The 24,737-nt window shown below is 65.0% G+C and carries 27 protein-coding genes and 1 tRNA gene; 6 read left to right on the forward strand and 22 right to left on the reverse strand.

The features are described 5' to 3' along the window. Positions 1-13: 13 nt before the first annotated feature. The 7 genes from NIBR502772_RS15485 to NIBR502772_RS15515 form a co-directional block, all read right to left on the reverse strand. Complete coding sequence (locus NIBR502772_RS15485; protein ID WP_141142103.1) at positions 14-1,330, reverse strand: MFS transporter; 1,317 nt, start codon at positions 1,328-1,330, stop codon at positions 14-16. Positions 1,331-1,545: 215 nt separating this feature from the next. Next, on the reverse strand, positions 1,546-2,343 hold the full coding sequence (locus NIBR502772_RS15490) for an IclR family transcriptional regulator (RefSeq protein WP_141140863.1): 798 nt from the start codon (positions 2,341-2,343) through the stop codon (positions 1,546-1,548). A gap of 265 nt (positions 2,344-2,608) precedes the next feature. Then, positions 2,609-2,899: a hypothetical protein gene (locus tag NIBR502772_RS15495; RefSeq protein ID WP_141140864.1), complete on the reverse strand. Its 291-nt coding sequence runs from the start codon at positions 2,897-2,899 to the stop codon at positions 2,609-2,611. Positions 2,900-3,030: 131 nt separating this feature from the next. Further along, positions 3,031-3,106: transfer RNA gene (locus NIBR502772_RS15500), tRNA-Val, on the reverse strand. A gap of 100 nt (positions 3,107-3,206) precedes the next feature. Then, on the reverse strand, positions 3,207-4,127 hold the full coding sequence (locus NIBR502772_RS15505) for an NAD-dependent protein deacetylase (protein ID WP_141140865.1): 921 nt from the start codon (positions 4,125-4,127) through the stop codon (positions 3,207-3,209). A gap of 6 nt (positions 4,128-4,133) precedes the next feature. After that, entirely contained in the window at positions 4,134-4,628 is a 495-nt protein-coding gene (locus tag NIBR502772_RS15510; protein ID WP_058932125.1) for a peroxiredoxin, read from the reverse strand. Further along, on the reverse strand, positions 4,625-5,044 hold the full coding sequence (locus NIBR502772_RS15515; protein WP_056341561.1) for a DUF3052 domain-containing protein: 420 nt from the start codon (positions 5,042-5,044) through the stop codon (positions 4,625-4,627). The genes NIBR502772_RS15510 and NIBR502772_RS15515 overlap by 4 nt, the downstream gene beginning before the upstream one ends. Before the next feature lie 398 nt (positions 5,045-5,442). Here NIBR502772_RS15515 and aceE point away from each other — a divergent pair, with 398 nt between their 5' ends. The 6 genes from aceE to NIBR502772_RS15545 all read left to right on the forward strand — a co-directional run bounded on the left by aceE (position 5,443) and on the right by NIBR502772_RS15545 (position 13,432). After that, positions 5,443-8,211 carry a pyruvate dehydrogenase (acetyl-transferring), homodimeric type gene (gene aceE, locus NIBR502772_RS15520; RefSeq protein WP_210412461.1) on the forward strand — a complete coding sequence of 923 codons (2,769 nt, stop codon included), beginning with the start codon at positions 5,443-5,445 and terminating at the stop codon, positions 8,209-8,211. A 185-nt stretch (positions 8,212-8,396) separates the two neighbouring features. Then, positions 8,397-9,641, forward strand: a complete 1,245-nt coding sequence (locus NIBR502772_RS15525; protein WP_056349053.1) for a CdaR family transcriptional regulator — start codon at positions 8,397-8,399, stop codon at positions 9,639-9,641. An 88-nt stretch (positions 9,642-9,729) separates the two neighbouring features. Continuing rightward, a complete protein-coding gene (locus NIBR502772_RS15530) occupies positions 9,730-10,659 on the forward strand; it encodes an ACP S-malonyltransferase (RefSeq protein ID WP_210412307.1) in 930 nt (309 codons plus the stop codon). Beyond that, positions 10,656-11,717, forward strand: a complete 1,062-nt coding sequence (locus tag NIBR502772_RS15535) for a beta-ketoacyl-ACP synthase III (protein ID WP_141140868.1) — start codon at positions 10,656-10,658, stop codon at positions 11,715-11,717. Before NIBR502772_RS15530 ends, NIBR502772_RS15535 begins: the two co-directional genes overlap by 4 nt. A gap of 81 nt (positions 11,718-11,798) precedes the next feature. After that, on the forward strand, positions 11,799-12,044 hold the full coding sequence (locus NIBR502772_RS15540) for an acyl carrier protein (protein WP_009359314.1): 246 nt from the start codon (positions 11,799-11,801) through the stop codon (positions 12,042-12,044). Positions 12,045-12,196: 152 nt separating this feature from the next. Further along, positions 12,197-13,432 (forward strand): beta-ketoacyl synthase, encoded by a 1,236-nt coding sequence (locus NIBR502772_RS15545; protein WP_141140869.1) that lies wholly within the window; start codon positions 12,197-12,199, stop codon positions 13,430-13,432. A 154-nt stretch (positions 13,433-13,586) separates the two neighbouring features. Here NIBR502772_RS15545 and NIBR502772_RS15550 read toward each other — a convergent pair whose 3' ends face one another. The 15 genes from NIBR502772_RS15550 to NIBR502772_RS15620 form a co-directional block, all read right to left on the reverse strand. Beyond that, positions 13,587-14,090, reverse strand: coding sequence for a DUF3145 domain-containing protein (locus NIBR502772_RS15550; RefSeq protein ID WP_141140870.1), 504 nt, complete (start codon positions 14,088-14,090; stop codon positions 13,587-13,589). Positions 14,091-14,365: 275 nt separating this feature from the next. Further along, complete coding sequence (locus NIBR502772_RS15555) at positions 14,366-15,292, reverse strand: tyrosine recombinase XerC (protein ID WP_141140871.1); 927 nt, start codon at positions 15,290-15,292, stop codon at positions 14,366-14,368. A 50-nt stretch (positions 15,293-15,342) separates the two neighbouring features. Next, positions 15,343-16,527, reverse strand: a complete 1,185-nt coding sequence (dprA, locus tag NIBR502772_RS15560) for a DNA-processing protein DprA (protein WP_141140872.1) — start codon at positions 16,525-16,527, stop codon at positions 15,343-15,345. 13 nt (positions 16,528-16,540) lie between these two features. Continuing rightward, the gene (locus NIBR502772_RS15565; RefSeq protein ID WP_141140873.1) at positions 16,541-18,085 is read right to left on the reverse strand and encodes a YifB family Mg chelatase-like AAA ATPase; all 1,545 of its coding nucleotides are present in this window, start codon (positions 18,083-18,085) and stop codon (positions 16,541-16,543) included. Continuing rightward, the gene (locus NIBR502772_RS15570; protein ID WP_056349077.1) at positions 18,086-18,442 is read right to left on the reverse strand and encodes a YraN family protein; all 357 of its coding nucleotides are present in this window, start codon (positions 18,440-18,442) and stop codon (positions 18,086-18,088) included. A 123-nt stretch (positions 18,443-18,565) separates the two neighbouring features. After that, on the reverse strand, positions 18,566-18,892 hold the full coding sequence (locus NIBR502772_RS15575; RefSeq protein WP_056349080.1) for a DUF2469 domain-containing protein: 327 nt from the start codon (positions 18,890-18,892) through the stop codon (positions 18,566-18,568). A 93-nt stretch (positions 18,893-18,985) separates the two neighbouring features. After that, positions 18,986-19,675, reverse strand: a complete 690-nt coding sequence (locus NIBR502772_RS15580; RefSeq protein WP_371706686.1) for a ribonuclease HII — start codon at positions 19,673-19,675, stop codon at positions 18,986-18,988. 8 nt (positions 19,676-19,683) lie between these two features. Continuing rightward, a complete protein-coding gene (gene lepB, locus NIBR502772_RS15585) occupies positions 19,684-20,535 on the reverse strand; it encodes a signal peptidase I (RefSeq protein WP_141140875.1) in 852 nt (283 codons plus the stop codon). After that, the gene (gene lepB / locus NIBR502772_RS15590; protein ID WP_141140876.1) at positions 20,536-21,213 is read right to left on the reverse strand and encodes a signal peptidase I; all 678 of its coding nucleotides are present in this window, start codon (positions 21,211-21,213) and stop codon (positions 20,536-20,538) included. Positions 21,214-21,297: 84 nt separating this feature from the next. Further along, positions 21,298-21,657 (reverse strand): 50S ribosomal protein L19, encoded by a 360-nt coding sequence (gene rplS / locus NIBR502772_RS15595; protein WP_056349088.1) that lies wholly within the window; start codon positions 21,655-21,657, stop codon positions 21,298-21,300. A gap of 243 nt (positions 21,658-21,900) precedes the next feature. Beyond that, positions 21,901-22,773 (reverse strand): tRNA (guanosine(37)-N1)-methyltransferase TrmD, encoded by an 873-nt coding sequence (trmD, locus tag NIBR502772_RS15600; RefSeq protein ID WP_141140877.1) that lies wholly within the window; start codon positions 22,771-22,773, stop codon positions 21,901-21,903. After that, complete coding sequence (gene rimM, locus NIBR502772_RS15605) at positions 22,774-23,304, reverse strand: ribosome maturation factor RimM (protein WP_141142104.1); 531 nt, start codon at positions 23,302-23,304, stop codon at positions 22,774-22,776. 112 nt (positions 23,305-23,416) lie between these two features. Beyond that, complete coding sequence (locus NIBR502772_RS15610; RefSeq protein ID WP_056349097.1) at positions 23,417-23,659, reverse strand: RNA-binding protein; 243 nt, start codon at positions 23,657-23,659, stop codon at positions 23,417-23,419. A 1-nt stretch (position 23,660) separates the two neighbouring features. Further along, complete coding sequence (gene rpsP / locus NIBR502772_RS15615; RefSeq protein WP_056349101.1) at positions 23,661-24,077, reverse strand: 30S ribosomal protein S16; 417 nt, start codon at positions 24,075-24,077, stop codon at positions 23,661-23,663. A gap of 211 nt (positions 24,078-24,288) precedes the next feature. Then, the gene (locus tag NIBR502772_RS15620) at positions 24,289-24,726 is read right to left on the reverse strand and encodes a hypothetical protein (protein ID WP_210412308.1); all 438 of its coding nucleotides are present in this window, start codon (positions 24,724-24,726) and stop codon (positions 24,289-24,291) included. Positions 24,727-24,737 lie beyond the last annotated feature (11 nt).

Below are 24,737 nucleotides of genomic sequence, written 5' to 3' on the forward strand. Positions count from 1 at the left end.
GTGGGTGGAGTGCCTAGCGTGCGTCCTCCACCAGGAGCAGGTCCCGGCCGTTGGTTTCCGGGGTGAAGAAGGTGGTGCCGAAGGAGACCAGCGCCAGGACCAGGGAGTAGATGGCGGGAACCAGCCAGGAATGGCCGGTCGCGGCCAGGAGGGCCACACCGATCATGGGTGCGAACCCGCCGGCCAGGACGGCGGAGAGTTCACGGCTCAGCGCCACGCCGGTGAAGCGGTGCTGGGAGCCGAAGAGTTCCGGCAGCATGGCGCACTGCGGACCGAGCATGGACTGCACGCCGAGTGAAATGCCCACCACCATGACCACCCAGACGAGGGTGACACTGCCGAGCGTGACCAGGTAGAAGGCCGGCAGGGCGATGACGGCCTGGAAGAGGGCGCCGTAGCGGTATACAGGAACGCGTCCGAAACGGTCGGAAAGGGCGCCGAAGGTGACCACCATGACCGCCGCGAATCCAGCGGCAATGAGGAGGCCGGTGGGGCCGATGAACTTGTCGCCGGCGAAGATTCCGGCGGGCATGCTGATGAAGGACACCAGGAGGGCGGAGTAAATGGAGGAGTTTCCGTTTTCTCCCATCCGCAGGCCGATGCCGATGAGCACGTTTTTCTTCGAGTGCTTCCAGATCTGTACAACGGGGTTCTTGACCACGGCTTTGTGCTTTTCCAGTTCCTGGAAGACCGGCGTTTCCTTGAGCCGGAGTCGGATGAAGACCGCGATGACAATCAGGATGACGCTCGCGAGGAACGGAACGCGCCACAGCCAGCCCTGCAGCACTTCCTTGTCGGCCAGTGCCATCAGGGCGAAGGTGCCTGCGCCGAGCAGGGTGCCCAGCTGGATGCCGACGAACGGCAGCGCGGCGAAGAATCCACGACGACGGCGCGGGGCCACTTCTGAGATCAGGGTGGTGGCGCCTGCCTGCTCGGCGCCAGCGCCCAGGCCCTGAAGGATCCGAAGGGCCACCAGGAGCACTGCGCCGACCATTCCCGCCTGTTCAAAGGTGGGCAGTAGCCCGATGGCGAAGCTGGCCATGCCCATCAGGCCGATGGTCAGGATCAGGACCATCTTCCGGCCGAACCGGTCACCGATGTAGCCGAAGACGACGCCGCCGAACGGCCGGGCTGCGAAGCCCACACCGTAGGTGGCGAACGACGCGATCACGGCGCCGCTTTCCCCCAGCGGTGAGAAGAAGAGCGGCCCAAAGATCAAGGCCGAGGCGAGGCCGTAGATGTAGAAGTCGTAGTACTCCAGTGCGGAGCCTACTGAGCTGGCAAGAGTTGCCCTTCGCAGCTGCTCCGGATCGACGGCGGCGCCGTCCATGTCAGTCTGCGGTGATTTAGTACGAGTTGTCACAAGAACTCCCTCAAAAACACTCCAGGCCCCCGTTGGCCTGGTGGGATAGCGAGGACACGCCGTGGTGTCGATCACTATATTGAACAGAGTACAGCAAGTTGAACACGCAGCAAGTGGTTGACGGGTTTTTTGTTCACAACCGGGATGATGAACGTTAAATAGGGCCGCCAGAGCGGGGGCACTCAGCCCATGGGGTTGCCCAGGGACCGCGCCAGCTCGTTCAGTTCCTTGACCATCTGGGCACCCTGCTCCGCGGAGTATGTGGCTTTAAGGGCCGTGACTGACAACCCAAGGCTCGGGCCGTGGGCGCCGCGCGTAGGCACGGCCACAGCCAGGCAGACCACTCCGGTAGTGGATTCCTCATCTTCGAACGCGTAGCCCTGTTCACGGATGGTTGTGAGCTGTGCCTTCAATTCGGCCCCGGTGCGGAGGGACTTCGGGGTCAGCACCGGAAGTTGGGCGTCATCGGAAAACATTGCGTCCACGTCATGGTCATGAAGGCGGGCTATCAGGGCCTTGCCCACGGCACACAGGGACACCGGCATCTTGTCGCCGATGTTGGACGTCAGCCGGACCGCCGGATGACCCTCGTAGCGGGCCAAATAGATCACGTTGGTTCCGTCCAGCATGGCTATGCGCACCGTCTCCCCGGAAAGGGTCGGCGCCTGCTCGCAGAACCGGTAGAACTCCTGTACTTCGTCGAGCCGGCTGAGATAGGCGGCGCCGAGTTCCACCAGCTTGCGGCCCAGGGTGAATTCGGCGCCCTGGCGGCTGATCAGCCGTGCTTCTTCCAACGCCAGCAACAGGTTGGAGGTGGACGACTTGGGGATACCCAGCTCGCGGGCCAGGTCGCTCAGTGTCAGCCGCCCCGTCGCAGAGGCTGACAAGGCGTCCATGACGGCGGCGGCACGCGTGACCGCCGGCGCCGGCGATGTGCTCCCCAAACCCTCGGAGGAGCGGGAAGTGCGGGAATCGGCCATGATTCTCCTTCGATCGGCACGCCGGGGCGCTTCGCGTAGATGCGTTCATTCTGCTGAACACTAACCATCATAATGGCTTAGGCGCGATTCAGGGCCCGGCCAAGGCGCCGTCAACCGCGCCACGCACGCGTGGTCCGCGTGGCATTTGTTTGTTTCAGGAAGTTCACGGTATATTCATTTCAGACCCTCCACCGCGGCATCCCCCAATAGTCGCGGTGGAGGGTTTTCCAATGCCTGAATGTTGCCATGGCCTTGGCCACCGGGTTCAGGCGACGTCCACCACGGATTCCCTCAGCCTCCAGCCGCCACCAAGGCCGTCGCGCTCCAGCACCATGGTGGTCAGCGCGGACTGCGGATTGCGGCCCAGCCGCACCTGGACCTGCAAGACCTCAACGTCCACGCGGCCCAGACCTTTGGGCATTCGCCGCTGCGCCTCCCACCAGCTCACACGCTCAAACCATCTCACTGCGTCGGCACCGACGGCCCATTCCCTGCCGTTGCTGACCACCGCCGTCGGGCTCCCGTCCTTGGCCGTCTTCACCACCACATATTCCATAGCGGGAACACTAGGGACAGCCACCGACAATATGGCGCCGCCCCTAGCGGCATTGAGCCAGCGCGGCCCTGTACGGGCAACAAAAAACCCCGTTGTTCCCGGCAGGTCGGGCCAGGAACAACAGGGTTTGGTGGTGGGTCCTACCGGGATCGAACCGATGACATCCACGGTGTAAACGTGGCGCTCTACCAGCTGAGCTAAAGACCCAAACTGCCGGTTTTTCGCACCTCAGCGCGTCAACCAACGAACATAAACTCTACCTGACGGGCGGGACGAAAAGCCAATCGACACCGTCGGCCCCGAACGGTCAAAGATCAGGGAGTTCGGCGGCGAGCCAGGTCAGTGCCTCGCTGACGCCGGCGTCGAGCTTGATGGTGGCGTACTGGTCGCCCCGGGTACCGCCCCTGTTGATGATCACCACAGGCTTGCCGTCCTTCGCCGCGTGACGGACGAACCGCAGTCCGCTCATCACGGTCAGCGATGAACCGGCAACAAGCAATGCCTCTGCAATGTCCACCATCGTGTAGGCGGCTTCTGCGCGTTCTTTGGGCACGTTCTCGCCGAAGTAGACAAAGTCGGGCTTGAGAATTCCGCTGCAGGCGGGGCAGGCAGCGACCACAAAACTGCTGATCAGAGCAATGTCCTCAACAGTGGCGTCGGCGTCGGGCGCCATTTCCACCAGGCCGGAAGTTGTGGCGCGCGCCAGGAAGCCGGGATTGAGTTCTTCGAGCACCCCGGCCAGCAGGCGACGCGTGTAGGTGCGCTTGCAATCGAGGCAGACCACCCGGTCATAACGGCCGTGGAGGTCAATGACATTCCGGCTGCCGGCGTCTTCATGCAGCCGGTCGACGTTCTGGGTGATCAACCCAGTGAGCAGGCCCCGCCGCTCAAGTTCTGCGGCCGCAGTGTGCCCAGGGTTTGGATCTGCGTGCCGCAAGTGGGACCAGCCAATATGGTTCCGCGCCCAATAGCGCTGGCGGTTGGCGTCGTCGCGCACAAACTCCTGGTACGTCATGGGCGAACGTGGCACGGCGTCCGGCCCGCGGTAATCCGGGATGCCCGAATCGGTGCTCAGCCCTGCGCCGGTCAGTAAGGCCAGCCGCTTGCCGGACAAAAGCTCCCGGACGCGTTCAAGCCCCTGAAGGTCCGCACTGGACAACGCGGCAGGGTCAGCGGCCGGCAGGCTGGCGAAGCCCGTCAGGCCGATGCCGTGCCGCTGCTGGTCCATGCGGCCTCAGGCCTGTTCCAGACCTGCCAGAGCATCCTGGTACTCGGCGAGCTCGCGGGCCTGCCCACGCGGATTCACCACAACGTAGCGGATTGTTCCTGCTGCATCGATGATGAACGTCCCGCGCCCAGCCATGCCGCTCTCCGGGTCGAAGACTCCATAGGCGGAAGCGACAGCGCCGTGCGGCCAGAAGTCGGCCAGAAGGTCAAAGCCGTAGCTTTCCTTCTCGGCATAAGCCCGCAGGCTGAACTTGCTGTCCACGGACACGGCCAGGACAGTGGCCCTGGCATCCTCGAACGCGGCCAGGTTGTCCCGGATTTCGCAGAGCTCGCCGGTACAGACACCCGAAAAAGCAAACGGATAAAACACCAGCACAACGTTCTGCCCGCGGAAAGTGGATAGCCGGACAGGTTCTCCGAACTGGTTTACCAGCTCAAAGTCCGGGGCAAGCTCCCCCACCGCCGGAACAGTCTGCCCGGCTACGGCAAGAGCTGCCGTCACTTGTTCTTCCTGCTGACCAGGCGGGTGGCACTCCAGTCCTTTGACACACCTGCCGAGGTGGTGAGGTGCAGGCCCGCAGTGGGCGCCGCTTCCTGGATTTCCGCCGGCGACACGTACCCGGTGCGCCCGGACTTTGGCGTCAACACCCAAACAACCCCGGTTTCGCTCAGGGTGGTCAGGGAATCCATGAGGCTGTCGACCAGATCCCCGTCGCCGTCCCGCCACCAAAAAATGACGGCGTCAACAACGTCGTGGTCGTCCTCGTCCAGGAGCTCGGACCCTGTCAGGTCCTCAATATCATCACGTAAGTCGAAATCGACGTCGTCGTCGTAACCGAACTCCTGAATCAGATCCCCGTTTTTGAAACCCAATTTTTCCGCCACATTTACCGAAGTGGCGGCGTCGGCCTCGCTCACGTGTTCCTCCAATGCCTAATACATGCAATTCGCATAGTGATTTCCATTACTCCCAGCCAACACCCTTTGTGCCTGCGCTTCAAGCTGCCACCACCGCGATCCGCCATATTCTGCGTCACATCCGGCGCCGTCAGCCTGCGTTGCAGCGGCTTTCGTCACACAACCAGTATGACGGCGAAATACAACAGGGACGCCATGGACGCGGCTACGCATCGCGCTGGAGTCACAGCTAGAGTGACTGGTGACAACTATGCCTGCGGGGCGACCGCCTGGAACTCAACGGCAGACATAGGCGTGATAGGACCCTGCCCGGCGCACATGACCGGGCTGTTGTAACCGATACGTCGCACACGTCGCATTCATGCCGGACAGTCACCCTGCCCGGCATGTGGGCGCCGATGCATGCGCGCAAAGAGAGGTTGGACGTGGCTGCAGGAGAAGATACCTCCCATATCCTCAGCGGGTTGACAAACCAGCTGCCTGATCGTGATCCGGAAGAGACCGCCGAATGGGCTGAGTCCCTGGATGCACTGATCAGGGAACAGGGCACGGAGCGTGCCCAATACATCATGCGGAGCCTGCTGCAGCGCGCCGGCGCGCAGAGTGTCGGCGTGCCGATGGTGACCACCACGGACTATGTGAACACCATCCCGGTGGACCAGGAAGCTCCGTTCCCCGGCAACGAAGAGTTCGAGCGCCGGTACCGGGCGTACATGCGCTGGAACGCCGCCATCATGGTGCACCGGGCGCAGCGGCCGAACATCGGGGTGGGTGGGCACATCTCCACCTACGCCGGGGCCGCAACCCTGTATGAGGTGGGCTTCAACCACTTCTTCCGCGGCAAGGACCACTCCGGCGGCGGTGACCAGGTCTTCTTCCAGGGCCACGCCTCCCCCGGCATGTACGCCCGCGCGTTTATGGAAGGCCGGCTCGCCGAGGAGGATCTGGACGGATTCCGGCAGGAAAAGTCCAAGGAAGGCCACGCGCTCTCCTCCTACCCGCACCCGCGCCTGATGCCGGAGTTCTGGGAGTTCCCCACCGTCTCGATGGGCATCGGCCCGATGAACGCGATCTACCAGGCCCAGTCCAACCGGTACCTGCACAACCGCGGCCTCAAGGACACCTCGGACCAGCAGGTCTGGGCGTTCCTGGGCGACGGCGAAATGGACGAGCCCGAGTCCCGCGGCCTGCTCCAGCTCGCCGCGAACGAGAACCTCGACAACCTCAACTTCGTGATCAACTGCAACCTCCAGCGCCTGGACGGTCCCGTCCGCGGCAACGGCAAGATCATGCAGGAACTCGAAGCGTTCTTCCGCGGCGCGGGCTGGAACGTCATCAAGGTCGTCTGGGGCCGGGAGTGGGATGACCTGCTCACCAAGGACTCCGACGGCTCGCTCGTGAAGATCATGAACGAGACCCCGGACGGTGACTACCAGACCTACAAGGCGGAATCCGGCGGGTTCGTCCGCGAGCACTTCTTCGGCAAGACCCCGCAGACCAAGGACATGGTCGCGGACCTTTCCGATGACGAGATCTGGAACCTCAAGCGCGGCGGCCACGACTACCGCAAGGTCTACGCCGCCTATAAGGCTGCCACCGAATTCAAGGGCAAGCCCACCGTGATCCTGGCCAAAACGGTCAAGGGCTACGGGCTCGGACCACACTTCGAGGGCCGCAACGCGACCCACCAGATGAAAAAGCTCACCCTTGATGACCTGAAGAAGTTCCGCGACCACCTCCGGATCCCGGTCACCGACGAGCAGCTGGAGAAGGACCCGTACCAGCCCCCGTACTTCCACCCGGGCACCGATGCGCCGGAGATCCAGTACATGATGGAACGCCGTGCCCAGCTGGGCGGTTCTGTTCCGGAGCGCCGCTCCAAGCACCAGGAGATCGCCCTCCCGGAGGCAAAAACGTACGAGGTTGCCAAGCGCGGTTCCGGGAAGCAGCAGGCCGCCACCACCATGGCGTTTGTCCGGCTCCTCAAGGACCTCATGCGGGACAAGAACTTCGGCAAGCACATAGCGCCGATCATCCCCGACGAGGCCCGCACGTTCGGCATGGATGCGTTCTTCCCCACGGCGAAGATCTACAACCCCAAGGGCCAGAACTACCTGTCCGTAGACCGGGACCTGGTCCTGGCGTACAAGGAATCGGCCCAGGGCCAGCTGATCCACCCCGGCATCAACGAAGCAGGGGCGGTCGCGGCGTTCACCGCCGCGGGAACTTCCTACGCCACGCACGGCGTACCGCTGATTCCGGTGTATGTGTTCTACTCCATGTTCGGTTTTCAGCGCACCGGCGACGCCTTCTGGGCCGCCGGGGACCAGATGGCCCGCGGGTTCATCATCGGCGCCACCGCCGGGCGGACCACCCTGACCGGCGAAGGCCTCCAGCACGCCGACGGCCACTCCCCGCTGCTGGCCGCCACGAACCCGGCAGTGGTCACCTATGACCCCGCGTACGGGTACGAGATGGGCCACATCATCCGGGACGGCATCGAGCGTATGTACGGGCCCGATTCGGCTGACCGGAACCTGATGTACTACATCACGGTCTACAACGAGCCCATCACGCAGCCCACAGAACCCGAAGAGCTCGACGTGGAAGGTGTCCTCAAGGGCATCTACCTCCTGGCTCCGGCGAAGATCGACGGTCCCCGGACCCAGATCCTGGCCTCCGGCGTCTCGGTTCCCTGGGCCATCGAAGCCCAGCGGCTGCTCGCCGAGGACTGGGGCGTCTCCGCCGACGTCTGGTCCGTCACGTCCTGGAACGAACTGCGCCGCGACGGCATGGCCGCCGAGGAAGAGGCGTTCCTGAACCCGGGCAAGCCCGCCCGTGTTCCGTTTGTGACCCAGCAGCTTGCCGGTGCCACAGGACCCGTGGTTGCGGTCTCGGACTACATGAAGGCCGTCCCGGACCAGATCCGCCAGTTTGTGCCGAACGAGTTCGCCACGCTGGGTGCGGATGGCTTCGGTTTCTCCGACACCCGTGCAGCTGCCCGCCGCTTCTTCAAGAACGACATCCACTCCATCGTGGTCCGTTCCCTGCAACTGCTGGCGCGCCGCGGCGAAGTTGATGCCCAGGCCCCGGCCCAGGCAATCGAGAAGTACAAGCTGCACAACGTCAACGCCGGTTCCACCGGCAACGCGGGCGGCGAGTCCTGATCAACTCCCGCTGACCTGCTTGTCAGCGGACATGAACGACGACGGCGACCCTCACCGAAAAGGCGAGGGTCGCCGTCGTCGTCCCCCTGCCTTCCGGACAGGACGAAGCCTGTGACGCAGGTCCAATAGCGTTTGTAGCCTTTGCACAAATGGAGCTTGCCGGGCAGGCACCGTATGCTCGTAAGATGCCAGAGCCAACCACCCCGCCCGTGAAGCGCAAGCCGTCCTCGCGCAGCATGACACCGGAGAAATCCGAAACCCTGAAAAAGCTCCGGGCAAGCGTGGGCCAGCTCTCCACCACCACCCTTCGCCAGCTGGAAAAGTCCTTGCCGTGGTATTCGCGCCTCAGCTCCGACGAGCGCTCGGCCCTGGGCATGGTGGCGCAAAACGGCATCGCAGCGTTTGTCACCTGGTATGAGCGGCCCAGCTCACCGTCGTGGATCCTCACCGACGTTTTTGGGACGGCCCCCACCGAGCTGACGCGCTCCATCAGCCTCCAGAAGGCGCTCCAGCTCATCCGCATAGTGGTGGAAGTGGTGGAAGACCAGGTGCCGGTCATCGCCCCGGAAGCTGACCAGCCCTCCCTCCGCGAGGCGGTGCTGCGGTACTCACGGGAAGTGGCCTTCGCGGCGGCAGACGTGTATGCGCGGGCGGCCGAGTCCCGCGGTTCCTGGGACACACGGCTGGAAGCGCTGATCGTGGACGCCATCCTCCGTGGCGAAAACACGGACGCGCTGCGGTCCCGGATCGCCGCGCTGGGTTGGAAGGCACAGGAGAGGTTCACTGTGATGGTGGGCAATTCGCCGTCTGAACCCAGTGCCAGCTACGTCAGCGAACTGCGCCGCCTGGCAGGCCGCTACGCCGAGGATGCGTTGGTGGGCATCCAGGGCGACCGGCTGATCCTGATCCTTGGCGGCGTCCAGGACCGCGAGACCGCATACCTGAAACTCAGCGAAATGTTCGCCCCCGGCCCGGTGGTCTACGGTCCGGAAGCCGGCTCCCTGCTGGAGGCCAGCGGCTCGGCGCAGTCTGCCTTTGCCGGCCTGACCGCGGCAAGGGCGTGGCCCGCCGCTCCCCGGCCCGTGGCCGCCGATGACCTGTTGCCGGAACGCGTCATCTCCGGTGACGAAGCGGCGCGCCGCTCCCTGGTGAAAAACATCTACCGTCCGCTTGTCGCCGCTTCCAACGGGCTGGTGGAGACCTTGGGCACCTACCTGGAGTTGGGCCATTCCCTTGAGGCGACTGCCCGCGAATTGTTTGTCCACGCCAACACCGTCAGGTACCGGCTCAAGCGCGTCTGCGACGTCACGGGCTGGGATCCGCTGCTCCCCCGGGAGGCGTTTGTGCTGCAGGCGGCGTTGGTGGTCGGGCGGCTGTCGGCGCCGCCAAAAGCGCCGGCGGAGCGTCATCCGGCGCGGAATCAGCCGTGAGTCGTTGTAGACTTCCTACAATCTGACCCCTTGAGCTTGGTGCAGTGAAACACCGCTGGATGACCCCATAATTTGGAAAGCTGGATACGTGCTTGCAATAGTCTGCCCTGGACAGGGCTCACAGACCCCGGGTTTTCTGGCCCCTTGGCTGGAACTGCCTTCGGTAGCAGGCCATCTGGCCTCCCTCAGTGAGATCGCAGGCATCGACCTGACAGCCCACGGGACCACCTCTGACGAGGACACCATCAAGGACACCGCCGTTGCGCAGCCCCTGATTGTTGCCGCCGGGCTGGTGGCCGCAAAGTCGCTGTTCGACGTCGAACTCGGCACGCTTCCCGTGATCCTTGCCGGCCACTCCGTCGGTGAAATCACCGCCTCGGCCCTCGCCGGCGTGCTCACCGAGCAGGAAGCCATGACGTTCGTCCGTGAACGCGCCAACAGCATGGCCGCCGCCGCTGCCGTAACCCCGACCGGCATGAGTGCCGTGGTGGGCGGGGACCCCGCAGAGGTCCTGTCCGCCATCGAGGCTACCGGCGCGACACCGGCCAATGTCAACGGCGCGGGCCAGACGGTGGCAGCCGGAACCTTCGAGCAGCTCAAGGCCCTGGCGGACAACCCGCCGGCGAAGGCGCGGGTCATCCCGCTGAAAGTGGCCGGGGCGTTCCACACCTCGCACATGTCCCCCGCCGTGAGCGCCCTCGAGTCGCTCAAGCCGGGCCTCAAGCCGCAGAACCCGCAGGTGCCCCTGCTGTCCAACTTTGACGGCCGGGAAGTGACCGACGGCGGCGCCGCCGTCGAGAGCCTCATCGCGCAGGTCTCCCGGCCGGTCCGCTGGGACCTCTGCATGGAAACCCTTGTGCAGCGCGGCGTCACCGGTGTCATTGAGCTGGCCCCGGCCGGCACCCTGGCCGGGCTCGCCAAGCGCGGCATGCCCGGCGTCAAGACCGTTGCAGTCAAAACCCCGGACGACCTCACGGCCGCACTGGCACTCTTCGCAGAACTGGAGGGAAACGCATGAGCGTTCCCACGCTGAAACAGGTTCCCGTAAACGAATACAGCCGCATCATGGGCCTCGGCGCATTCCGGCCTGACGTCATCGTCACCAACGACGACGTCTGCCAGTGGATTGATTCCTCGGACGAATGGATCCGCCAGCGGACCGGCATCGTGACCCGGCACCGCGCCCCTGCCGACGTCAGCGTCATCGATATGGCCGAGGGCGCTGCCCGGGAGGCCCTGCAGCAGGCAGGCATCGAAGCCTCCCAGCTTGGTGCCGTCATCGTTTCCACCGTCACCCACCCGTACGCCACGCCGTCGGCTGCCGCCGCCCTGGCTGACCGCATCGGTGCGACGCCGGCTCCGGCCTTCGATATCTCGGCCGCCTGTGCCGGGTACTGCTACGGCATCGCCCAGGGCGATGCCTTGGTCCGCTCCGGCACGGCCACCTACGTTCTGGTGGTCGGTGCGGAGAAGCTCTCCGACGTCATCGACAACCGGGAACGCACCATTTCCTTCCTGCTGGGCGACGGAGCGGGCGCTGTTGTCATCGGCCCCTCGGACACCCCCGGCATCGGACCCTCGGTGTGGGGTTCGGACGGCAGTAAGTGGGACGCCATCGGCATGACGCGTTCCATCCTGGATGTCCGCGACCTCAGCATGGCCGCCCGCCAGTCCGACGAGCCCGGCGACTTTGCCCTGCTCGAAGAAGCGCAGGAGCTCTACCCCACACTCCGCCAGGACGGGCAGACCGTCTTCCGCTGGGCGGTCTGGGAAATGGCCAAAATGGCACAGCAGGCTTTGGATGCCGCGGGCGTCAAGGCTGAAGACCTCGTTGCGTTCATCCCGCACCAGGCCAACATGCGGATCATCGACGAGATGGTCAAGAAACTGAATCTTCCTGAATCCGTCACCGTGGCCCGGGACATCGCTGATGCCGGAAACACCTCGGCGGCCTCCATCCCACTTGCTACCCACCGCCTGCTCAAGGAAAACCCTGCGCTCAGCGGCGGCCTCGCACTCCAGATCGGCTTCGGCGCCGGGCTGGTCTTCGGTGCCCAGGTAATCGTCCTTCCTTAGGAACGCCCCATACAGGCCGCATCCGCGGACTGCACCGTTTCCGGCACCCCCTGCCGGCAATAACAAGAAAAGGAGCCATCAATGGCTAGCAACGAAGAGATCCTGGCCGGCTTGGCTGAAATCGTCAACGAAGAAACCGGCCTTGCCCCTGAGGCTGTGGAACTGGACAAGTCCTTCACCGAGGACCTGGACATCGACTCCATCTCCATGATGACCATCGTGGTAAACGCCGAAGAGAAGTTCGGCGTGCGTATCCCGGACGAAGAGGTCAAGAACCTCAAGACTGTGGGCGACGCCGTCAGCTTCATCGCAGGCGCACAGGCCTAGCCAAGGCTTCAGCCCCTTAAGGCTGACTGGACTGCCGGTCCGTGCTCAGGCCGGACCGGCAGTCCACCACATTTTTCGGCAGCCAGCTGCCCCACACGCGGGACCCCGCCGGACAACCGGATACGGCCTGCCCACCGACAGAGAGTGATCCAATGACACGCAAAGTAGTCATTACCGGTCTGGGTGCCACCACGCCCATCGGCGGCGACGTACCCACCATGTGGAACAACGCGCTGAAGGGGGTCTCCGGTGCCCGCACGCTTGAAGATGAATGGGTCGCCAAGTACGAACTGCCTGTCCACTTTGCTGCCCGTTGCTCCACTCCGGCCCTGGAGGTCCTGAGCCGCGTTGAGGCCAAGCGGATGGACCCGTCCACCCAGTTCGGCGTCATCGCTTCGCGTGAAGCCTGGGCCGATTCCGGCATCACCGAGATTGACCCCGACCGCCTTGCGGTCGCCTTCGCCACCGGCATCGGCGGCGTCTGGACGCTGCTGGACGCGTGGGACACGCTGAAGGAAAAGGGCCCGCGCCGCGTCCTGCCCATGACGGTGCCCATGCTGATGCCCAACGGCGTCGCAGCGGCCGTCAGCCTTGACCTTGGCGCCCGTGCCGGCGCCCACACCCCTGTTTCGGCCTGCGCGTCGGGCACCGAGGCCCTTCACCTGGGGCTGGAGCTGATCCGCTCCGGCAAGGCCGACGTAGTGATGTGCGGCGGCGCCGAGGCAGCCATCCACCCCATGCCCCTGGCCGCGTTCTCGTCCATGCAGGCCCTCTCGCGCCGCAACGACGACCCCCAGGGCGCCTCACGCCCCTATGATCTGGGCCGCGACGGCTTTGTGATGGGCGAAGGCGCCGGCGCGCTGGTGCTCGAAGCCGAGGAACACGCCATTGCCCGCGGCGCCCGCATCTACGGCGAACTGGCCGGCACCTCCGTGACGGCTGATGCCTACCACATCACCGCCCCGGACCCCCAGGGCCTGGGCGCCACGCGCGCGCTGAAGGCAGCCATGTTCGACGGCCGGATCCAGGCCGAGGACGTTGTCCACGTCAACGCGCACGCCACCTCCACTCCCGTCGGTGACAAGCCCGAGTACACGGCCCTCCGCGCATCGCTGGGGAACCACCTCGACAACGTCGCAGTGTCCGCCACTAAGTCACAGATGGGCCACCTGCTGGGCGCGTCCGGTGCCGTGGAGGCAGTGCTCACAGTGCTTGCCGTGTACCACCGCAAGGCCCCGGTCACCATCAACCTTGAGAACCAGGACCCGGAGATCCCGCTCGACGTCGTCACGTCGGCGAGGGATCTGCCGGCGGGCGACATCGTGGCGCTGAGCAACTCGTTCGGCTTCGGCGGCCACAACGCCGTGATCGCTGTCCGCAGCATCTAGCAGCAGCGCGGGAACAGCAAGTACCGCAGACGAAGCAGAGGCCCCGCCATGTGGCGGGGCCTCTGCTTTTGCTATGGAGCGCCGCCTTCCCATCCGGCACGGCTTCTGCCGGGACAGCGGACAGGAAGTACGACGTCGTGATGTCCGACGGCGGTCAGCCCACCTGGTGCAGCCAGCGGACCGGTGCGCCCTCGGCTGCGTGGCGGAACGGCTCTAGTTCCTCGTCCCACGCCTCACCCAAGGCCAGGGAAAGCTCGTGGTACACGGCGGAGGGATCGCCGGCACCCGATTCGTAGGCGTAACGGATGCGGTCCTCTGAGACCATGATGTTGCCGTGGACGTCCGTTGTGGCGTGGAAGATTCCCAGTTCGGGGGTATGCGACCAGCGGCCGCCGTCAACTCCCTGGCTCGGCTCTTCAGTGACCTCGTAGCGAAGATGGGCCCAGCCGCGAAGGGAGGATGCCAGCAGCGATCCGGTGCCCGGGGCCCCTGTCCAGGAGAGTTCGGCGCGGAACATTCCGGGCGCGGCAGGCTGAGGGGTCCACTCTAGATCCGTCCGCTTGTCCACGACGGATCCAATGGCCCACTCAACGTGCGGGCACAGTGCTGTAGGGGCTGAGTGAACAAACAGCACACCGCGGGTCATTGCAACAGACATTCCATCCTCCATAGCTGTAGGTACGTCTTCCCCAACGACCTCTGCCTGGATGAAACTGCCCGGTGCTGTATGTTCCAGCGGCGGTGTTCCCTGCCTGATTATTAAGCTGTGTCCGGACTTGCGGGTGACGCGCGAAGCGAAGTAGCTTCAAGCGAAACTTGAAAGTTGCCGGACGTGACTCTTATTGTGCCGTACGCCGCGTAATTACGCCAGTGCGATTCGCCATAGGTGACACGGTCCTGGAATTACCCCGCGTTGGCGGTAATCCCTGGCGCTCAGGCCCGGGGATGGGCCTGCTGGTAGCTGCTCCGGAGCCGTTCAACGGACACATGGGTGTAGATCTGCGTGGTGGCGAGACTGCTGTGGCCCAGTATTTCCTGGACCGCACGAAGATCCGCCCCGCCATCGAGCAGGTGCGTTGCCGCAGTATGCCTCAGCGCGTGCGGGCCGGTCGCCGAGGTGTCGCCCAAAGCTTCGAAGAGTGCATTCACCACGGTCCTGACCTGGCGCTGGTCAACACGGTTTCCTCTCGTGCCCAGGAAAAGCGCCGGTCCGCTGTGGCCGGTCGCCAGGAGCGGCCTGGCCCTGCGGAGCCAGTCGTCCACGGCCACAGCGGCCGGGACGCCATAGGGAACCGTCCGTTCCTTGTTGCCCTTGCCGACCACCCGCAGGGTCCGGCGGTCCGGGTTGAGATCGTCCACATCCAAGGCGGCCAGCTCCCCCACCCGCAGCCCCGTGGCGTATAGGAGCTCCACCATGGCCCGGTTGCGCACCGGCACCGGCGACCCTTCAGCCGCGGCTTCTTCCAGACTGTCCAGCAGCCTGAGGAGTTGGTGGGACTGCAGCACCCCGGGCAGTGACTTTTCCGCCTTGGGAGCCCTGAGACGGAGGGCAGGGTCGGTCTCGATGAGTTCTTCCCGCATGGCCCATGTGGTGAAGGATCGCGCGGTGGCCGATCTCCGCGCAAGGGTGGCCCGGGATATCCCGGCCTGGCTCTGCGCCCCGAGCCAGCGTCGGAGAGTGCCCAGCTCCAGTTCCGGCAGATCCGTGACGCCCTCGGAGGTGGCGTATTCCAGGAGGCCTCGAAGATCGGACAGGTATGCCCGAAGCGTATGCCCGGACCGGGCCCGCTCGGCGGTCAGGTATCTGGCGAAGTCGGCAAGTGCCTGCTCAAATGCCCGGGACAGTTCCTGATTCTGCACTGTTCCACTGTCCCAGAACTCCGCGGGAATCCCGTGCCGGACACAGGCAACTACGCTAATTCCTTGGCCCGCTTCCAGCCGCCCCTTTCTGAAGCTGCGAGCCCCAGCAGGCCTAGCCTGCCCAGCCCGGCCCGCACGGAGTCCGCACTGAGGCCGGCCACTGCGCAGAGCTTGTCCACGGACGTGGTGGACCGCAGCGGCAGGGCGTCCAGAAGGATCAGATCCTCCAAGGTCAGTCCGTCATGGTCGGCTGCATGCGCTGTCCCGGGCGCCGCAAGACCCACGCCGCTGGGGGATGCCAGTTCGGCGATCTCCGCGGCGTCAGTCACGCAGACAGCCCCGCCATCCCGGAGCAGCCGGTGGCAGCCGGCGGAGTTGGCGCTGTGCACGGACCCCGGCACAGCTCCCACCGCGCGGCCAAGCGTCTCCGCGTGGTGGGCCGTGTTCAGCGCACCGGACCGCCAGCGCGCTTCGACCACCACCGTCACCGCGGCCAAGGCCGCGATCAGCCTGTTCCGCTGGAGAAAGCGGTAGCGGGTGGGCGCCGACCCTGGCGGCACCTCTGCGAGCACCGCTCCCTGGTTGCAGACCGCCCTCAGGAGATCCTCGTTGCCGGACGGGTAAAACCGGTCCACACCACCAGCCATCACCGCGATGGTAGGCACCGCCGCTGATCCCCCGGCCAGTGCTGCCCGGTGCGCGTGGGCGTCGATGCCGTATGCGCCCCCGGAAACCACGGTGAAGCCCCGCTGAGCCAGGGAGTAGGCGAGGTCCCCGGTCACCGAGGCGCCGTAGCTGGTGCTGTCGCGGGACCCCACCAGCGCCACGCTCCGGGCCGGATCGGGAAGCTCCTGTTCCAGGCCCCGCCACCAAAGACAGATGGGCTCCTGCATCCCAAGGTCCCCGAGCTGGGCAGGCCAGAGATCATCCGACGGGATAATCAGCCGGCCGCCAAGGCGTGCCATGGTGGCAAGGTCACGCTCGGGCGCCAGATCCGGAATGCGGGGAGCCCAGCGTTTGAGGGAGGCAGCCATGCCCGCCCAGCTGGTTCCGGCGCCGTTGTCCGCCAGCAGTCCGGTGATCTCCCGCTCCAGTGCCGGGCCGGCGGCCGCCTGACCCGTGGCGATTTTCAAGGCGTCGGGTGCGCCGGTCGCCTGTACCAGGGCCAGTCCGGCCGCGTCCTGCGGTTCCATGAGCCGCGACAGGGCGGCCCGGGCGATCCGTTCGTTGTCCATGTGGTTTCTTCCTTCACGCAGCTGCCGAGGCAGCCTGCCGGAGGCCAAGGGCCTGGCCGATGTCGTTGGTGTCGGGCATGTCGCGGTGCGACAGGTCCGCCAGGGTCCAGGCCAGCCGGAGAACCCTGTCATAGCCCCTGGCGGTCAGCACGCCCCGCTCCAGTGAGTGGTCCAGGATCCGCGTGGCGCCGGCCGGCAACCGCAGGGGGCCGCGCAGAATTCGGCCGGGCACCTGCGAGTTCGTTTCCATTCCCAGGGGCCGCAGCCGTTCGGCCTGGCGCCGGCGTGCGTCGCCTACCCTCCGTGCCACGGCGGCTGTGTCTTCTTCGGCGCCCGCCTGGCCGAAGTCGGCCAGTGACACGCGCTCCACCTGCAGCTGGATATCCACCCGGTCCAGCAGCGGACCGGACATCCTGGCCACGTAGCGGCGCCGCATCGTGGGCGTACATGTGCAGTCCAGGCCCTTTCCCGAAGCCTTGCCGCAGGGACAGGGATTGGCGGCAAGGACCAGCTGGAACCGGGCAGGGTAGGCTGCCGTTCCTGCCGAGCGGTGAATGACCAGCTCCCCGCTCTCCAGGGGCTGGCGGAGGGCGTCCAGGACGCGCCGTTCGTATTCCGGGGCCTCGTCCAGGAACAGGACACCGCGGTGTGCCCGCGACGCCGCACCCGGGCGCGGCAACCCCGATCCCCCGCCGATAATGGCGGCGGCTGTGGCCGAATGATGCGGGTTTTCGAACGGCGGCCGCCGCACAAGCTGAACGGCGGATGAGGGAAGGCCGCAGAGGGAGTGGATGGCGGTGACTTCCATGGCCTCATTGTCGGCAAGGTCCGGCAGGAGACCGGGAAGTCTTTCGGCCAGCATGGTCTTGCCCGCACCCGGAGGTCCGGTCAGGAGCAGGTGGTGGGCACCGGCAGCGGCCACCTCGAGCGCACGTCTGGCTTCGCCCTGGCCGGAGACGTCGGCCATGTCAGGAACAGCCTGGGCCCCCGGTTCGGAGTCCCCGTGACCGGCCTCGTCCTCCGGCTCGAAGTCCAGTGCGAGCTCTTGCGGGTCTGCACCGAAGTCGAGCGCCAGCCGCGCCAGCGTGCGGTACCCCTTGACGTTGGCTCCAGGGACCAGCGATGCTTCGCCGAGGTTGGCGTGCGCGACCACCACGTCCGGATAGCCGGCCTGCACCGACGCCATCACTGCCGGCAGGATGCCGCGCACCGGCCGTAGCCGGCCATCCAGCCCGAGTTCGGCGATGAAGACGGTCCGGCCGGTGGGCTTGATGTCATTTGCGGCCCTCAGGACTGCCATGGTCACGGCAAGGTCGAAGCCGGAACCGCGTTTGGGCAGCGACGCGGGGATGAGGTTGGCCGTGATCTTCCGCCGGCTCAGCGGAATTCCGGAATTCTTGGCCGCGGAACGTATGCGCTCCTTGGCCTCGTTGAGGGCGGCGTCCGGGAGGCCCAGGATCACGAATGCCGGCAGGGTCTGGCCAATATCGGCTTCTACCTCGACGATGTACCCGTTCAATCCCACCAGCGCCACGGAGTAGGCCCGGCCCAGCGCCATCTACCCCACCCCCTTGAGGTGTTCCACCAGGGGTTCGCCGCCGCCGTCGTCCACCACGGCAATGACGTCCACGCGCCGTAGCGGCATCCGAAGCTCCCGGTCCCGGCACCACGCCGAACCGAGCCGATGCAGCCGGGCGAGTTTGTCCGGCCCCACGGCTTCGAACGGGTGCCCGTAGTCCAGGGAACGGCGGGTTTTCACCTCTGCGATGACCAGGGCGTCACCGTCCAGGGCCACAATGTCTATTTCACCCTCGGCGCAGCGCCAGTTGCGTTCCACCACCAGCATGCCGAGCGATTCAAGATAGCCGGCGGCGAGTTCCTCGCCGCGCCGGCCCAACAGGTCTTTGGATTTCATTTCTACCTCCGCAACCAGCCTGCAGTGGCAGGACAGCGGAGGACAGCAGGCTATTCGCGTATGTGGGCAACCCGGGAAAACGGCCCCAATACAGCGGGGCTGTGGAGGAGCAGTGGGCCGGCGTCAGTTGCCGAGGTCAGCGTCCTTCGGCAGGGCAAGTTCCTCGTTGCGGGGCAGTTCTTCGACGTTGACATCCTTGAACGTCAGGACACGGACTGTCTTCACGAACCGTGCCGAACGGTACACATCCCACACCCAGGCATCCTGGAGCGTCAGATCGAAGTAGACCTCGCCGTCGGCGCTTCGGGCCTGCAGGTCAACGTGGTTTGCGAGGTAAAAGCGGCGTTCGGTCTCGACAACGTAACTGAAGAGCCCGACAACATCGCGGTATTCACGGTAGAGCTGCAGCTCCATGTCGGTTTCATAGTTTTCAAGATCCTCTGCACTCATGCTTCCATCTTGCACCATCCAGGGCGCCGCAGTCGCAGCGTCCCCGCCGCATGAGCTCCAGACCAGTGCGGCAGGCACTGGAGCGGCACGGAATCAGAGTTCGCCGCCCAGGAGGTTCCAACTCACCCGGTGGTACGGTGTGGCTCCGGCGGCGCGGAGCGCGTCCCGGTGAATTGCCGTGGCGTAGCCCTTGTTGACGTCCCAGCCAAACTCGGGGTATTCACCGTGCAGGCCGCGCATCTGCTCGTCGCGTTCCACCTTCGCAATCACGCTGGCTGCGGCCACGCTCAGGCACTGCATGTCCGCCTTGATCTTGGTGTGGACCGGGGAAGGCTGCCCCGCGGGCGAGAGCCAGTTGTGGCTGCCATCGAGCAGCACCACATCTGGGCTGATGCCAGCCGCAAGGATGTCCTGCCAGGCGCGCGTACCGGCCAGCCGCAGCGCAGCGATAATGCCCAATGCGTCGATCTCCCGCGCGGAAGCGTGTCCGACGGCGGACGCAACACTCCAGCGTCTGACCAGCGGTTCCAGCCGTTCCCGTTCGGCGGGGCTGAGGAGCTTGCTGTCCCGCACACCGGCCAGGGGCTTCTGGGTGTGGAGGTCCACGACGGCGATTCCGACGCTCACCGGTCCTGCCAGCGCCCCCCGTCCCACTTCATCCACGCCGGCCAGGTAACGGGCGCCCTGCGCTTTGAACGTCCGCTCATGCCGGAGCGTCGGTGCTTTGGAGCGGACCCCGTCCGTCTTGCGGGCTGGATCCTCGGACCCGGTGGCCGGAATCACTGACACTCCTAGCCTCCCGCAGGCACGTTCCGGAAGACGGCCGGATAATTGTCAAGGACAGTGATCCGGTTCAACGGCCATGCGATGACGGCGGCTTTGCCCTCTACGTCCACGAGGTCGACGAATCCGCCATTGGATTCCAGGTGCGAGCGGGAATCCGCGGAGTGGTTCCGGTTATCGCCCATGACCCAGACCTTTCCTTCCGGAACAACGACGTCGAAAGCACGGATCTGTGGTTCCTCAGCCCCGTTGACATAGGTTTCATCAATAGGAGATCCGTTGATGGTCAGTTTACCGCCGTCGTCGCAGCAGATCACTTTGTCACCGGGAAGCCCGATGACACGTTTGACGAGGTGCTGCTCGGAGTTGTCCGGCAGCAGTCCCACAAATATCAGGCCGTCCTGGACCCAGGTGAAAGGTCCATTCGGTTCCTCCGGTGCGGTGCTCAGCCAGCCCTTGGTATCACGGAAGACCACAACGTCCCCGCGTGAGAGGGAAAACGGCTCCGGAACCAGCAGGTTCACGAAGATGCGGTCGTTGACGTCCAGGGTGCTGACCATGGACTCGGACGGAATATAGAACGCGCGGAACAGGAACGTCTTGATCAGGAAGGACAGCACCACGGCGATCACCACTACCGTGGCAACCTCCTTCAGCCAGACAAAGAGCTGGCTGGGGGCGGCGGGCTCGGAAGTCGGTGCCGCGGATCGCCTGCCGGACTGTGGCGCTGCCGGGCTGCCATCCGCCACGCCGTCGGAGGTGCCGTCGCCGGAAATCGCGTTGGCGGACATACCGTCGGTGTCGGCACCGGGGGCGCCGTCGCGAGGCGGCTCAGGTGTCCGGGCATTGTTCTCGGGCATTTACTGTCCGTCCTCTGTTGTTGATCCTGCCGCTGGCGGCCGTGGTACTGCAGCAAATCTATCAAGTGGCCAAACGATCTGGACCGGCCTGCCGATGACATGGTCCATTGGCACCATGCCTCCGCCGGGCGCACCGAGCAGGCTGCGCGAATCAGCGGATGCCGAGCGGTGGTCACCGAGCAGCCAAAGCCTTCCGTCGGGCACCACGGCGCTGAAGACCTGCGTGCTTGGGCTGTCTCCGTCGAACAGATACGGCTCGTTGAGTGCCTCGCCGTTGACGGTGATCTTTCCGTCTGCATCGCAGCAAACCACGGTGTCCCCCGGCATGCCGATGACACGTTTGACGTACGTGGTGTCACTGCCGGCCAGGCCTAGCCACTGCCCGGCCGCTGCAAGGGTATCCAGAAGGGGGCCCTTCCCACTGTGCAGGGGAGCAAACGAACCCCGGCCGTCGAAGACCACAATGTCGCCCCGACGGATGGGTTCGGCATGGAAGTCTGTCCTGGAGACCAGGATGCGGTCCCCTTTCGCAAGGACCGGTTCCATGGATTCGGACGGTATGTAATAGACATCCAGCCACAGGGAACGGACCAGCCCGCTGATAGCCACCGCCAGGACAACTGCCAGGAACGCAAAACGCCAGCCCATTCGTCTGGGCTGGCGTTTTGTCTGGTCCATGATCCGTATTCCTGGGGCGCTGTTGCGAAGGGCTCCGGCGCTGGCCTGGTACGGCTGGGGCCTGCTTTGTAGGTCCCTGGGGACTTACTTCTTGGGCTGGAAGTCGCGCTTTTCCTTGATTTTCGCAGCCTTGCCGCGCAGGTCGCGCATGTAGTACAGCTTCGCGCGGCGCACGTCACCCTTGGAGACAACTTCGATCTTGTCGATGATCGGGGAGTGCACCGGGAAGGTACGCTCCACACCGACGCCGAAGGAGACCTTGCGGATGGTGAAGGTTTCGCGGAGACCGTCGCCGTGGCGGCCCAGGACGAAGCCCTGGAATACCTGGACACGGGAGTTCTTGCCTTCGATGATGTTCACGTGAACCTTGAGGGTGTCACCCGCGCGGAAGACAGGAACATCGGTGCGCAGCGAGGCTGCATCTACGGAATCGAGAATATGCATAATTGCACTCCTGGTGAACGCCACAGGTCATTCACTTTGGGTCACGGCGGGCAAGCCCGGAAGTACCGGAAATTACCGCCGAAAATTAAGTGGGGCCGGTTCCTTCACTGATTGAAGGTCCCGGGGTGTCCAGCTGTTGGTTGCGCTCCCCCTGTGGCAGGTGCGGACCCAGCAGACACAAAGACTAATTTTGCCACACTCGCGGGCCTACAGCCAATCGCCTTGGACCACGGACGCGCCGGTTCAGGTTGAGGCGTCGGTTCCGGTGTCCGTGCTGGTATCTGCCTGCCGTCGCGCCAGGAGGTGACCGTCGACGACGTCGTACCCGAGGTCGGCGAAGGCCGTCCGGTCGGCACGTGGCAGCTTCCCTGCGTCGAACGTTTCCAGGAGGTCCGGACGGCGTTCCGCCGTCCGCCGATACTGCTCGTGGCGGCGCCACTGCGCGATCTTCCCGTGGTTGCCGCTCAGCAGCACTGCCGGGACATCCCGGTCACGCCAGCTGGCGGGCTTGGTATACACGGGGTATTCCAGCAGCCCGTCCGAATGCGACTCCTCCACCAGGGAATCAGGGTTGCCCACGACGCCTGGCAGCAACCTGCCGATGGCTTCGACCATGGCCAAAACGGCTACTTCGCCGCCGTTCAGCACATAGTCACCAAGGCTCATGGGGCGCACCGTGAAATGCTCTTCCGCCCACTCGATGACACGCTCGTCGATGCCCTCATAGCGGCCGCAGGCAAAAACCAGCTGGTCCTCTTCTGCGAGCTCATGGGCAAGGGCCTGGTTGAAGCGCTCCCCTGCCGGCGACGGGACGATCAGAACCGGTTTGGCGGGCTCGGCCGCCGTGGCCTCGGCACCCGCTGCGGCTTCACCGGATCCGGCCACAGCAGCTGCGGCAACAGCAGCCAACGCCTGTGCCCAAGGCTCGGGCTTCATGACCATGCCCGCGCCGCCGCCGTACGGCGTGTCGTCCACTGAGCGGTGCTTGTCGGTGGTGAAATCACGCAGGTCATGGACGCGCAGGTCCAACAGGCCGTCCTGGCGGGCCTTGCCAATGAGCGAGAGCTCCAGGGGCGCCAGGTACTCCGGGAAGATACTGACGACGTCGATTCTCATCTACGCGTTTTCCTCCGCTTCGCCGTCGTTGACCTCAAAGAGACCGTCCGGCGGCGTCAGCAGGACGAAGCCACCGGCCACATTGACCTCCGGAACGATCTGCTCCACAAACGGGACAAGGATTTCCTTGCCGTCCGGCGTTTCAACCACGAGCAGGTCCTGGACCGGCAAGGTGTGCAGGGCGGCGATCTTGCCGACCACCTGCGACCCGACGCGCGCCTCGAGCCCTACCAGTTCGTGCTCGTACCAGCCTTCGTCGTCGTCCTCGTCCAGCTCTTCGGTTTCGATGAAAAGCTTGGCGCCGCGCAGGGTCTCTGCCTGGTTGCGGGTCTCGATTCCTTCGAATGCGAGCAGCAGGATGTCCTTGTTCCAGCGCGCACCCTCAACAATGAGCGGGCCGGCCGATGCAGGCTCCACCACAAACTCGGTACCGGGAACAAACCGGTCCCCCGGAGCGTCGGTCAGCACCTGGACCGTCACTTCGCCGCGGATTCCATGCGGTTTGCCGATTCGTGCCACCTGAAGCTGCATCTGTTCCTCTGTTTCGGTTTGTGGATTCTCCACGGTCTTGTGGTGAAAGCACTCCGGCCCCTCCACCGTTGCTGGTGGAAGGGCCGGAGCAAAAACTGATGTTGCTGAGCGCTTAGCGGCGGCGGTCGGTATCGACGACGTCGACCCTGACCGGCTCGCCGTCTGCCAGTGCCGCCACAACGGTGCGCAATGCCCGTGCCGTACGGCCCTGGCGGCCGATCACCCGTCCCAGGTCATCCTGATGAACACGAACCTCGAGGGTGTCCCCGCGGCGGTTGTTCTTCGAGCTGACCTTGACATCTTCCGGCGAATCAACGATTCCCCGGACGAGGTGTTCGAGCGCTTCTGCCAGCAATCTACTCAGCCTCGGTGGTCTCTGCTTCGGCCGGGGCCTCGGCTGCGTCAGACTGCTTTGACTTCTTGGTGATGGCTTCCGGGATGATCACGGAACCCTTTTCCGGGGCAACAAAGGCAGCCTTCGGAGCTTTGGTCTTCAGGGTGCCTTCCTGGCCCGGCAGGCCCTTGAACTTCTGCCAGTCACCGGTGATCTTCAGGATCGCGGCAACCTGCTCGGACGGCTGTGCGCCGACGCCGAGCCAGTACTGGGCACGGTCCGTGTCCACCTCGATGTATGAGGGCTCTTCGGTGGGGTGGTACTTGCCGATCTCTTCGATGGCACGGCCGTCACGCTTGGAGCGTGCGTCCATGACGACGATGCGGTAGTACGGTGCGCGCATCTTGCCAAAGCGCTTAAGGCGAATCTTTACGGCCACTTTTGTGGTCACTCCTGTTTCAGAAAAGGGGTGAACCGACGTTCTGCACCCGTGGGGCGGGCCATACTTGAGGGTTCGAAGGACAGGATCCGGACGCGGAGAGAGGGGCCACGCAGATCGAGTACCTGTTTATTGTGCCAGATCAGCGTCCGGATTTCGACTTGACACGTCGGGATGGGGCAGCGGGCGGACCCGGCGGGCCACGGCCGGCCTACGACGACCAGACATACACCCCGGTGCGTGCGGCGTCATCGACGGAGTTGGCAAGCTCAGCGAACTGCTGGACATACGTCCGGGCCTCGGCCACGCCGAACGGCATGTCATCCTGGGCGGCCCACTTTTCAGCGACGTCGTCCAGGACATTGCCTTCGCCTTCAGTCTCGTAGCTGAGCAGGTCCGCGAGCGCACGCACCATGGCCGGCGGGACCCCGAGGAGGGAATCGCTGGCCACGTCAACCATGGCCAGCTCGTAGTCCGCGCCACCGGCGTGCACAGCAACGCCGGCAAGGTCGCCAAGCTGCTCGATTTCGAAATCGCTGATTCCGGGAATCCGCAGGGCCTGGCCCGCCGGGGAGCCGCCTGCATCCAGGACGCCCGCCCGCTTCAGCGCGGCATCGTGAGTGGAAACAAAAATTTCAGTGAAACCCATGGGAACAGCCC

It is taken from the genome of Pseudarthrobacter sp. NIBRBAC000502772, from assembly GCF_006517235.1.
Taxonomy (GTDB): domain Bacteria; phylum Actinomycetota; class Actinomycetes; order Actinomycetales; family Micrococcaceae; genus Arthrobacter.

Bases quoted from the DNA above. Each gene is read 5' to 3' on its own strand.
- NIBR502772_RS15535 (WP_141140868.1), top strand. From the start codon at position 10,656: ATGAGCGTTCCCACGCTGAAACAGGTTCCCGTAAACGAATACAGCCGC.
- dprA (WP_141140872.1), bottom strand. From the start codon at position 16,527: ATGGACAACGAACGGATCGCCCGGGCCGCCCTGTCGCGGCTCATGGAA.
- NIBR502772_RS15575 (WP_056349080.1), bottom strand. From the start codon at position 18,892: ATGAGTGCAGAGGATCTTGAAAACTATGAAACCGACATGGAGCTGCAG.
- NIBR502772_RS15545 (WP_141140869.1), top strand. From the start codon at position 12,197: ATGACACGCAAAGTAGTCATTACCGGTCTGGGTGCCACCACGCCCATC.
- lepB (WP_141140875.1), bottom strand. From the start codon at position 20,535: ATGCCCGAGAACAATGCCCGGACACCTGAGCCGCCTCGCGACGGCGCC.
- NIBR502772_RS15505 (WP_141140865.1), bottom strand. From the start codon at position 4,127: ATGGACCAGCAGCGGCACGGCATCGGCCTGACGGGCTTCGCCAGCCTG.
- NIBR502772_RS15540 (WP_009359314.1), top strand. From the start codon at position 11,799: ATGGCTAGCAACGAAGAGATCCTGGCCGGCTTGGCTGAAATCGTCAAC.
- NIBR502772_RS15620 (WP_210412308.1), bottom strand. From the start codon at position 24,726: ATGGGTTTCACTGAAATTTTTGTTTCCACTCACGATGCCGCGCTGAAG.
- NIBR502772_RS15550 (WP_141140870.1), bottom strand. From the start codon at position 14,090: ATGTCTGTTGCAATGACCCGCGGTGTGCTGTTTGTTCACTCAGCCCCT.
- rplS (WP_056349088.1), bottom strand. From the start codon at position 21,657: ATGCATATTCTCGATTCCGTAGATGCAGCCTCGCTGCGCACCGATGTT.
- NIBR502772_RS15525 (WP_056349053.1), top strand. From the start codon at position 8,397: ATGCCAGAGCCAACCACCCCGCCCGTGAAGCGCAAGCCGTCCTCGCGC.
- NIBR502772_RS15495 (WP_141140864.1), bottom strand. From the start codon at position 2,899: ATGGAATATGTGGTGGTGAAGACGGCCAAGGACGGGAGCCCGACGGCG.
- NIBR502772_RS15485 (WP_141142103.1), bottom strand. From the start codon at position 1,330: ATGGACGGCGCCGCCGTCGATCCGGAGCAGCTGCGAAGGGCAACTCTT.
- rimM (WP_141142104.1), bottom strand. From the start codon at position 23,304: ATGCAGCTTCAGGTGGCACGAATCGGCAAACCGCATGGAATCCGCGGC.
- trmD (WP_141140877.1), bottom strand. From the start codon at position 22,773: ATGAGAATCGACGTCGTCAGTATCTTCCCGGAGTACCTGGCGCCCCTG.
- NIBR502772_RS15565 (WP_141140873.1), bottom strand. From the start codon at position 18,085: ATGGCGCTGGGCCGGGCCTACTCCGTGGCGCTGGTGGGATTGAACGGG.
- aceE (WP_210412461.1), top strand. From the start codon at position 5,443: ATGCATGCGCGCAAAGAGAGGTTGGACGTGGCTGCAGGAGAAGATACC.
- NIBR502772_RS15490 (WP_141140863.1), bottom strand. From the start codon at position 2,343: ATGGCCGATTCCCGCACTTCCCGCTCCTCCGAGGGTTTGGGGAGCACA.
- lepB (WP_141140876.1), bottom strand. From the start codon at position 21,213: ATGGACCAGACAAAACGCCAGCCCAGACGAATGGGCTGGCGTTTTGCG.
- NIBR502772_RS15570 (WP_056349077.1), bottom strand. From the start codon at position 18,442: ATGAAATCCAAAGACCTGTTGGGCCGGCGCGGCGAGGAACTCGCCGCC.